The organism is Nonomuraea sp. NPDC047897 (assembly GCF_043204415.1).
Taxonomy (GTDB): Bacteria; Actinomycetota; Actinomycetes; order Streptosporangiales; family Streptosporangiaceae; genus Nonomuraea.
In genome coordinates this window covers 133925-142029 of the sequence record NZ_JBIDCC010000019.1, presented here as the reverse complement: position 1 = coordinate 142029, position 8105 = coordinate 133925, and the positions used below count along the sequence as shown (strand labels likewise).

Sequence of the window (8105 nt, the reverse complement as noted above, 5' to 3'; positions counted from 1 at the left end):
ATGACACGCCGCATCACCCGAGGAGGGCCCGCCCGACGCCAGCCCCGCTACGTCTGCGAATGAAGCTGATCACCCATCTCAAACACGCTCTAAGGTGGTCGCCGTGACGGGCGACACGCTCGCGGCCGAGTCCGAGGCGACCGCCGCCCCCCTCCCCCGCCTGCGGTCCCTCCCCGGCGGTCACCGGCTCGGCGTCGGGCTCCTGCTCCTGCTGTCCGCCACCGCCTACTCCGTGCTCGGACTGGTCAAGCTCGCCACCTTCCGCGCCTCGGTCTTCGACCTGGTCATCGTGGACCAGGCCGTCCGCAACTACGCGCGCTTCCGCCCGCCGTACGTGCCCGCCGTCGGCGGCTTCCACGACCGGGGGCTCGACTACCTCCAACTGGCCGACCACTTCTCCCCCGCGTACGCGCTGCTCGCGCCGTTCTACTGGGTGCACGACGGGCCGGAGTCACTGGTGGTCGCCCAGGCGCTGCTGTTCGCCGCGGCGATCCCCTTCGTGTGGCTGTTCGCCCGGCGCGCGCTGGGCGCCGGCCCGGCCTACCTGGTGGCCGTGGCCTACGCCGTGTCATGGCCCGTCGCGCAGGCGGCGGCGTTCGACGTGCACGAGGTGATGTTCGTCCCCGTGCTGACGGCGATCATGATCGAGCGCTACCACGCCGACCGGCCGCTGCCCGCGTTCGCCGCGATGTTCGGGCTCCTCCTGGTCAAGGAGGACATGGGACTGATGATCGTCGGGTTCGGGTGCTACCTGTTCGCCGTCGGCGACCGCCTGCGCGCCATGTGCTGCGCGGCCGTCGGCATCGGCGGGGTGCTGCTGACCAGGGGCGCGCTCATCCCCATGCTCGGCGGCGACACCCAGGACTTCTGGGCCTACGGCCACCTCGGCCCCGACGCGCCGAGCGCGATCCTGGCGCTGCTGCGCGACCCGGTCGCGGCCGTGCTGCTGCCGTTCAGCGCCGAGGACAAGGTCGACACGCTCTTCCTCATGGTGTGGCCGACGCTGCTGCTGTGCCTGCTGTCCCCGCTGACGCTGGCCGCGCTGCCGCACGTGCTGGAACGGATGTTGTCCGATCGTTCGCCGTGGTGGCAGGCCGACTTCCAGTACAGCGCGTTCACGGTCGTGATCCTGCTGTGCGCGGGTGTCGACGGCCTGGCCCGGCTGCTGCGCCGGCTCGGGCGCTCCGGCGACCGCTCGCTCGTCCTCGCCTGGTCGCTCGGCGTGTGCGCGGTGGCGCTGACGCTCGTGCCCCGGTTCGCCCTGGACCAGCTCTACCATCCGTCGTTCTACCGGGGCGACGAGACGCGGGTCGCCGCCGCCCGCGAGGCCGTGTCCCGGGTGCCGTCGGGGGTGACCGTCGAGGCGGTCAACGCGACCGGTCCCGCCCTCACCGCACGCGCCACGGTGCTGCTGTGGACCGGGCAGCCGCGCGGCGCGCCCTGGGTGGTGGCCGACACGGCCCGCTGGGAGTTTCCGTTCGGGTCGGCCGAGGACCAGGCGGCGCAGGTCGGCCGGCTGGTGGAGGAGGGCTACACCAAGGTCTTCGAGCGCGACGGCTACGTGGTGCTGCACCGCCCCTAGGCTCCGTGGCGTCTCGCCGTACGGGTCGGTCCCTAGGCTCCGTGGCGTCTCGCCGTACGGGTCGCCTGCTCGTAGGCGCGGTCGAACCCGTCGAGCACGGCGGGCCAGGCGCCCGCCGCCGGCGGCGTCGCCCGGTTGTGCGCGGTGATCCGCTCGCGCAGCGCGGCGTCCACGGCCAGGCGGGCCACGGCCTCGGCGAGCGCCCCCAGGTCGCGGCCGAGCAGCCCCTCGATGCCGTGCGCGACGAAGTCGGCCACCCCGCTCTGCGTCCTGGCCACCACGGGCAGCCCGGCGGCGCGCGCCTCCAGGGCCGCGATGCCGAACGACTCGCGCGGCGCCGGGGCGACGAACACGTCGGCCGACTCCAGCACCTTGGCGATCTGCTCGCGGCTGTAGCGGCCGGGCAGCGACACCCAGTCGGTCATGCCGTGCCTGGCCAGGTAGCGCTCCATCGACCCGCGGGCCGGGCCGTCGCCGACGACGGTGGCACGCAGCGGGATGTGCGCCGGCACGCGGGCGCGGGCGGCGCCGAGCAGCCTGAGCAGGCGTACCGGCTGCTTGCGCGGCGCCAGCCGGCCGACCGCCACGACGTGCACCTCGTCACGAGGGTCCGCGGCGGGCGGCCGCCCCGCCGCGGAGGGGGCGCGCCAGGCCGTCAGGTCGAGACCGTTGGAGACCACGTGCACCGGCACGCCGCGGCCCGCGACCGAGCGGATGGGGGTCGCCGCGGCGGTGCTGACCGTGGTGGCCACCAGCCCCCACCGCTGCCAGCCGTACGCCACGCCGAGCAGCCGGTAGGCGAGCCGGGTGAGCGGGTCCCACATGCTGTGGACGGTCACCACGCACGGCAGCCCGGCGCGCACGGCCGCGCGCACCCCCATCCAGGCGAACGGCGAGACCGCGCCGGTGTGCACGTGCACCACGTCGGGCCGCGACGCCGTCATGCGCCGCGTGAGATGCCCCACTCCGCGCGGGTGCACCGGCAGGTCGAAGGGCATGCGGGCGACGACGCGGTGGACGCCGGGCAGCGCCTCGCCCCGGGTCGCGGTCGCCACCTCGACCTCGTGGCCGGCCCGCCGCTGCATCCGCACCAGGTCGGCGACCTGAACCTCGATCCCTCCGAGCCGCGGCAGGTAACAGTCACTCACGTGAAAGATCCGCACCCCTCCCAGACTAATCTGGGCGTGTGCCTCCACGTACCGCTGTGTTCTTCCATGCCCACCCCGACGACGAGGCCCTGCTGACGGCGGGCACGATGGCGATGCTCGCGGCCGAGGGGCACCGCGTGGTGCTCGTGGTCGCGACCGCGGGCGAGCGCGGCCTGGCCGAGATGGAGCCCGGTGAGGAGCTGGGGCAGACCCGGCTCAAGGAGCTGTACGAGTCGGCCGCGCTGCTCGGCTGCGTCCGGGTGGAGTGCCTCGGCTACGGCGACTCGGGGCTGAGCCCCAAGGGCGGCATCGCCGAGGAACGCCCCGACAACGCCTTCATCGACGCAGACACCGAGGAGGCGGCCCGCCGGCTGGCCGCGATCCTGCGTGAGGAGAACGCCGACCTGCTGTCGATCTACGACCCGGCCGGCGGCTACGGACATCCCGACCACGTGCAGGTGCACCGGGTGGGGCGGCGGGCCGCCGAACTCGCCGGCACGGAGATCGTGCTGGAGGCGACGGTCAACCGCGACCCGCTGCTGCGGCTGCTGCGGCTGGCGGGCAGGGTCTACCGGTTCCCACCGGAGTTCGACGTGCGCACGTTCGAGAGCGCCTACTCGCCGGGGGAGGTCATCACCCACCGGGTGAACGTCCGCAAGTACGCCAGGCAGAAGCGGGCGGCGATGTCCGCGCACGCCTCGCAGGCCACCGGCGGCGACAGCGACCGCACCCTCGCCGTGCTGCTCAAGGTGCCCGGCCCGCTCTACCGGCTGGTGTTCGGCACCGAGTGGTACGTCCGCCGCGACCTGCCGCCGGGCACCCGGCTGAGTCACCCTCTGGACCGATGGCCCAGATGAGACCTGAGGGTGATCCGCCGCGGCCGCGCGCGGGGCAGACTGAGGCCCGATGAAGAACAAGTGGGTCCAGATCACGTTGTCCGTGCTGTCGCTGGCGCTCGCGGTGACGCTCGTCGTCTACCTGCCGCAGATCGTCCAGGCGCTCACCGGCAAGGAGGTGTCCTGGCGCGACATCGGCGCGGTGTTCGCCACGCTCAGCCCCGGCGTGGTGGCGCTGATGGCGGTGACGTGGCTGCTCAGCCTGCTGGCCTACACCTTCGTGCTGACCGGTTCGCTGCCGGGGCTCGGGCGGTTGCAGGCGCTGACGCTCAACGCGGCGGGCAGCGCGGTGAGCAACCTGCTGCCGTTCGGCGGCGCCGCGGGGGTGGCGCTGACGTTCGCGATGGCGCGGAGCTGGGGGTTCGCCAACCGCTCGATCGTGGTGATGACGCTGGTCAGCGGCATCTGGAACACGTTGTTCAGGTTCATCCTGCCGGCCGTCGGGATCATGGCGCTGCTGCTGGCCGGTCAGGCGCCCAACCCGCAGGTGGCCCGGGCGGGGTGGGCGGGCGCCGGTTCGATCCTGGTGCTGTGCGCGGTGGTGGCCGCCGCCCTCTACTGGGACCGCGCCGCCGCGTTGCTGGGCCGGGGCCTCGACGGGCTGGCCCGGCTGGTGCGGCTGCGGGCGCGTCCCTCCGACACGCTCGACCGGTTGCGCGCGGACACCGCCGGCATCGTCCACACCCGCTGGCCCGGCCTGTCGCTGGGGATGGTGTTCTTCCTCGGCTTCCAGTGGGCGATCATGGTGGTCTGCATGCGGGCCATCGGCGCCTATCCGGGCCTGGCCGAGTCGATCGCCGTCTTCGCCCTGTCGCGGGTGCTGACCACCGCGCTGGTCACGCCCAGCGGCGCGGGGATCATGGAGGGCGGGGTCGCGGCCCTGCTGGTCTTCTTCGGGGTGGGCACCCCTCAGGCGACGGCCACCGCACTGCTTTTCGGCTTCTGGACTTACACTATCGAGATCCCGTTCGGCGGCCTGGCTCTGGGCGCGTGGGCACTGCTGCGCAGGCGCGACGACCGAGGCGCCGCCACGGAGCCCCCGTCCGCGATACCGAAGGCCACCCAGTGACGATCCCAAACAGAACACAGACCTTGTGCGTGATTCGGAAGCCCGCATAGCGTGGCGGCTGACATGGTGGCGTTTCGGGTTCTGGGGCCAGTCGAGGCGTACGGCGACGACGAACTCGACCTCGGCGGGTTGCGGCAGCGGGCCGTCCTCGCCCGGCTCCTCGTTGCCAGAGGGCAGGTCGTGCCGGTCGACACGCTGCTCTACGACCTGTGGGACGACGACTCGGCCAAGGGGGCCCAGTCCGGCCTGCAAGTCTACATCTCGCGGCTGCGCCGGGTGCTGGAGCCGGGCCGGCCGCGCGGCGGCCCCAACCGGCTGCTGGTGACGGTCGCCTCCGGCTACGCGCTGCGGGTGGCGCCCGACCAGGTCGACGCGCTCAGGTTCGAGCAGCTCGTGCGGGCGGCGGGCGAGCACCTGGAGGAGGGCGATCCGCAGTCGGCGCGCGGCCGCCTGGAGAAGGCGCTCGGCCTGTGGCGGGGCACCCCCTACTCCGACTTCGCCGACCAGCCGTGGGCCGAGGCCGAGGTCAACCGGCTCACCGAGCTGCGGCTCGTGGCCCGCGAACGGCACGCCGACACCGGGCTGCGCCTCGGGATGCCCGCCGAGACCGTGCCCGACCTGGAGGCGCTCACCACCGAGCATCCGCTGCGCGAGGAGGGCTGGCGGCTGCTCGCCCTGGGCCTCTACCGGTGCGGCAGGCAGGGCGACGCGCTGGCCGCGCTGCGCCGGGCGCGCAACATGCTGGCCGACGAGCTGGGCATCGACCCGGGGCCGGCGCTGCGCAAGCTCGAGTCCGACATCCTCGCCCAGGCCCCCCAGCTGGAGCTGGTGCCGCCCCAGCGTCCGGCGCGCGCCGTGCCGGCCGCCGACACGTGGCCGCCGCGGCCCGCCGCCGCCGTGGAGCCGCCGCCGCTGGAGCCCGAGCCGTTCGTCGGCCGCGATGCCGAGCTGGCCCGGCTGACCACGGCCGCGGCGCGCACCGGCAGGTTCCAGGTGGCGATCGTCACCGGCGTGGCGGGCGCCGGCAAGACGACGCTGCTGCGCCGCCTGCAGAGCGGGCTGGCCGACGACGGCTGGATCACTTCCTCGGGCGCCTGCCCCGACTCCAGCGCCACGCCGCCCGGCTGGGCGTGGGTCGAGATCCTGCGCTCGCTCGTCGGGGTGACCGGCGCGGGCGAGTACGCGCAGCTCCTGGCGCCGCTGCTGGACGACGCCGCCCCCGACCCCGACGACGACGAGGTGTCCGGCGGTTTCCGCCTGCACCGCGCGGTCGGCGGCTACCTCGCGGGGGTGGCGCGGCGGGCGCCGGTGCTGCTGACGCTCGAAGACCTGCACTGGGCCGACGACCAGACGCTCGCGCTGCTGCGGGCGTTGCCGAGTCTGCTCGCGACCAGCCGGGTGCTGCTCGTCGTCACCTGCCGGGAGAGCGAGCTGGACGACCGCCAGTCCGACGTGCTGGCCGCGCTCGCCCGGCTCGGCCCGGTGCGGGTGGGGCTGTCCGGGCTCGATCCGAAGGCCGTGGCCGAGCTGGTCCGGGCGACGTGCGTACGAGAGATCGACGAGGACGCGGTCGAGTCGATCGTGGAGCGGACCGCGGGCAACCCGTTCTTCGTCCGCGAGACCGTGCGGCTGCTCGACTCCGAGGCCGCCGCCGACCGGGCCAGCGCGGCCGAGGTGCTGTCGCGCGTGCCGTCCGGCGTGCGCGACGTGCTGCGGCGGCGCATCTCGCGGCTGCCCGCCGGGGCGCAGCAGATCCTGCTGCAGGCGGCGGTGATCGGCCGTGACGTGGACGTGGACGTGCTGGTCGACGTGGCCGGTGACGAGGACGGCGTGGTCGAGGCGGTGGAGGCGGCGCTGCTGGCCGGGCTGGTGACCGAGCCGGGCCCCGGCATGCTCAGGTTCGACCACGACCTGGTCCGCGACACCATCTACTCCGACGCCTCGCGGCTGCGCCGCACCCGGCTGCACGCGGCGGTGGCCGCGGTCATCGAGCGGCGCGCGCCGTCGGACGTGGCCGCCCTGGCCCACCACTTCTTCGCGGCCGACGCGGCCGGGAAGGCCGTCCACTACGCCGGTTTAGCGGCCGAGCAGGCCGAGCGCCGCTTCGCGCACCGCGAGGCGGCGACGCTGTGGGAGCAGGCCATCGCCGCGTTCAGCCGGACGGGCGGTGACACCAAGGACCGGCTGCAGCTCATGCTGCGCCGCATCCGGGCGCTGGCGCTGTGCGGTGACATGACCGCGGCCCGGTTGCTGCGGCGCGAGGCGATGGACACCGCGCTGCCGCTCGGCGACCTGGAGATCACCGCGCGGGTGGCGGCGTCGCTGGCCGTGCCGCACAAGGGCATGGCCCGCGACTTCACCCGCACCGCGTGGGAGATCGTCGACGTCACCGAGAAGGCGCTGATGGAGCTGCCGGAGGGTGAGCAGACGCTGCGCGCCAGCCTGCTGACCACGCTGGCGCTGGAGCTGGAGGGCTCCTCCTCGCCGGAGCGGGGCCGCCAGGCGTCGCTGGAGGCGCTGGAGCTGGCCCGGCAGAGCGGTGACCCGGTGCTGCTCGCCGCCGCGCTCAGCGGGCGGCTGCGGCAGTCCTACGACATCCCGGCCGTCGACACGCGCGAGGCCATCGGGCGTGAGCTGCTGGAGGTCGCCCAGCGGTCCGGGCAGATGGCCACGCAGGCGCTGGCCCACCTGGTGCTGCTGGAGTGCGCGGCGGCGCGTGGCGAGTTCGCCGCGGCCGACGAGCACGCGGCGGCGGCCGACCGGCTGGCCCGCCAGTACGACCTGTCGGCGCCGGCGGCGGTGTGCGCCTGGTACTCCGGGCAGCGGCTGATGATCGCCGGCGACTACGCCGGGGCGGAGCGGGCCTACCGGGAGGCCGCCCGGATGACGGCGCGGGCCGGCATGCTGGAGGGTCGCCAGGACCTGCCGCTGATCACCACGTTCTGCCTGCACCTGGTCGACGGGCGGGCGGCCGAGATGGTCGAGGCGCTGGGCGAGGCCCACCAGCGCGGCGCCAAGTGGACGCTCGACGCCTACGCGCTGGCGCTGGCCTCGGCGGGTCACCACGCCGACGCCAAGGCGGTCGCGGCGATCCGGCCGCCGGTGCGGCCCGACTTCCTGTACGAGCTGGCGATGACGTGGCGGGCGCTGGCCGGGATGCTGCTCGACGACCGCGAACGGATGGTCGACTGCTACGACAAGCTCAAGCCGTTCGCCGACCGGGTGGCGGGCGCCGGCACCGGCGTCGTGGCGCTGTGGCCGGTGGCGCTGACGCTGGGCGACCTGGCCGTCCGGCTGGGCCAGCCCGACGCGGCGCGCGACCACTACGCCAAGGCGCTGGAGGTGGCGGAGCGGGTCGGTGTGCCCCGCTGGGTGGAGGCGGCGCGGCGGTCCGTCGGGGTGTGACCGCC

General features: G+C 74.5%; 5 protein-coding genes. 4 read left to right on the top strand and 1 reads right to left on the bottom strand.

Annotated features, from left to right (window positions below; genetic code table 11):
* Positions 1-103 precede the first annotated feature (103 nt).
* Positions 104-1582 (top strand): DUF2079 domain-containing protein, encoded by a 1479-nt coding sequence (locus ACGF0J_RS33715; RefSeq protein WP_393152513.1) that lies wholly within the window; start codon positions 104-106, stop codon positions 1580-1582.
* Between the two features lie 32 nt (positions 1583-1614).
* On the opposite strand, the gene ACGF0J_RS33710 is transcribed toward ACGF0J_RS33715, so the two are convergent.
* Positions 1615-2730, bottom strand: coding sequence for a glycosyltransferase (locus ACGF0J_RS33710; RefSeq protein WP_393152511.1), 1116 nt, complete (start codon positions 2728-2730; stop codon positions 1615-1617).
* 38 nt (positions 2731-2768) lie between these two features.
* Between ACGF0J_RS33710 and ACGF0J_RS33705 the strand changes: the two genes are divergently transcribed.
* From ACGF0J_RS33705 to ACGF0J_RS33695, 3 genes are all read left to right on the top strand, one after another.
* On the top strand, positions 2769-3587 hold the full coding sequence (locus tag ACGF0J_RS33705; protein WP_393152509.1) for a PIG-L deacetylase family protein: 819 nt from the start codon (positions 2769-2771) through the stop codon (positions 3585-3587).
* A 49-nt stretch (positions 3588-3636) separates the two neighbouring features.
* Positions 3637-4695: a YbhN family protein gene (locus ACGF0J_RS33700; RefSeq protein ID WP_393152507.1), complete on the top strand. Its 1059-nt coding sequence runs from the start codon at positions 3637-3639 to the stop codon at positions 4693-4695.
* A gap of 63 nt (positions 4696-4758) precedes the next feature.
* Positions 4759-8100, top strand: a complete 3342-nt coding sequence (locus ACGF0J_RS33695; RefSeq protein WP_393152505.1) for a BTAD domain-containing putative transcriptional regulator — start codon at positions 4759-4761, stop codon at positions 8098-8100.
* Positions 8101-8105 lie beyond the last annotated feature (5 nt).

Excerpts from the sequence above, each read along its gene's own strand:
- ACGF0J_RS33695 (WP_393152505.1), top strand. The coding sequence starts at position 4,759 with ATGGTGGCGTTTCGGGTTCTGGGGCCAGTCGAGGCGTACGGCGACGAC.
- ACGF0J_RS33700 (WP_393152507.1), top strand. The coding sequence starts at position 3,637 with ATGAAGAACAAGTGGGTCCAGATCACGTTGTCCGTGCTGTCGCTGGCG.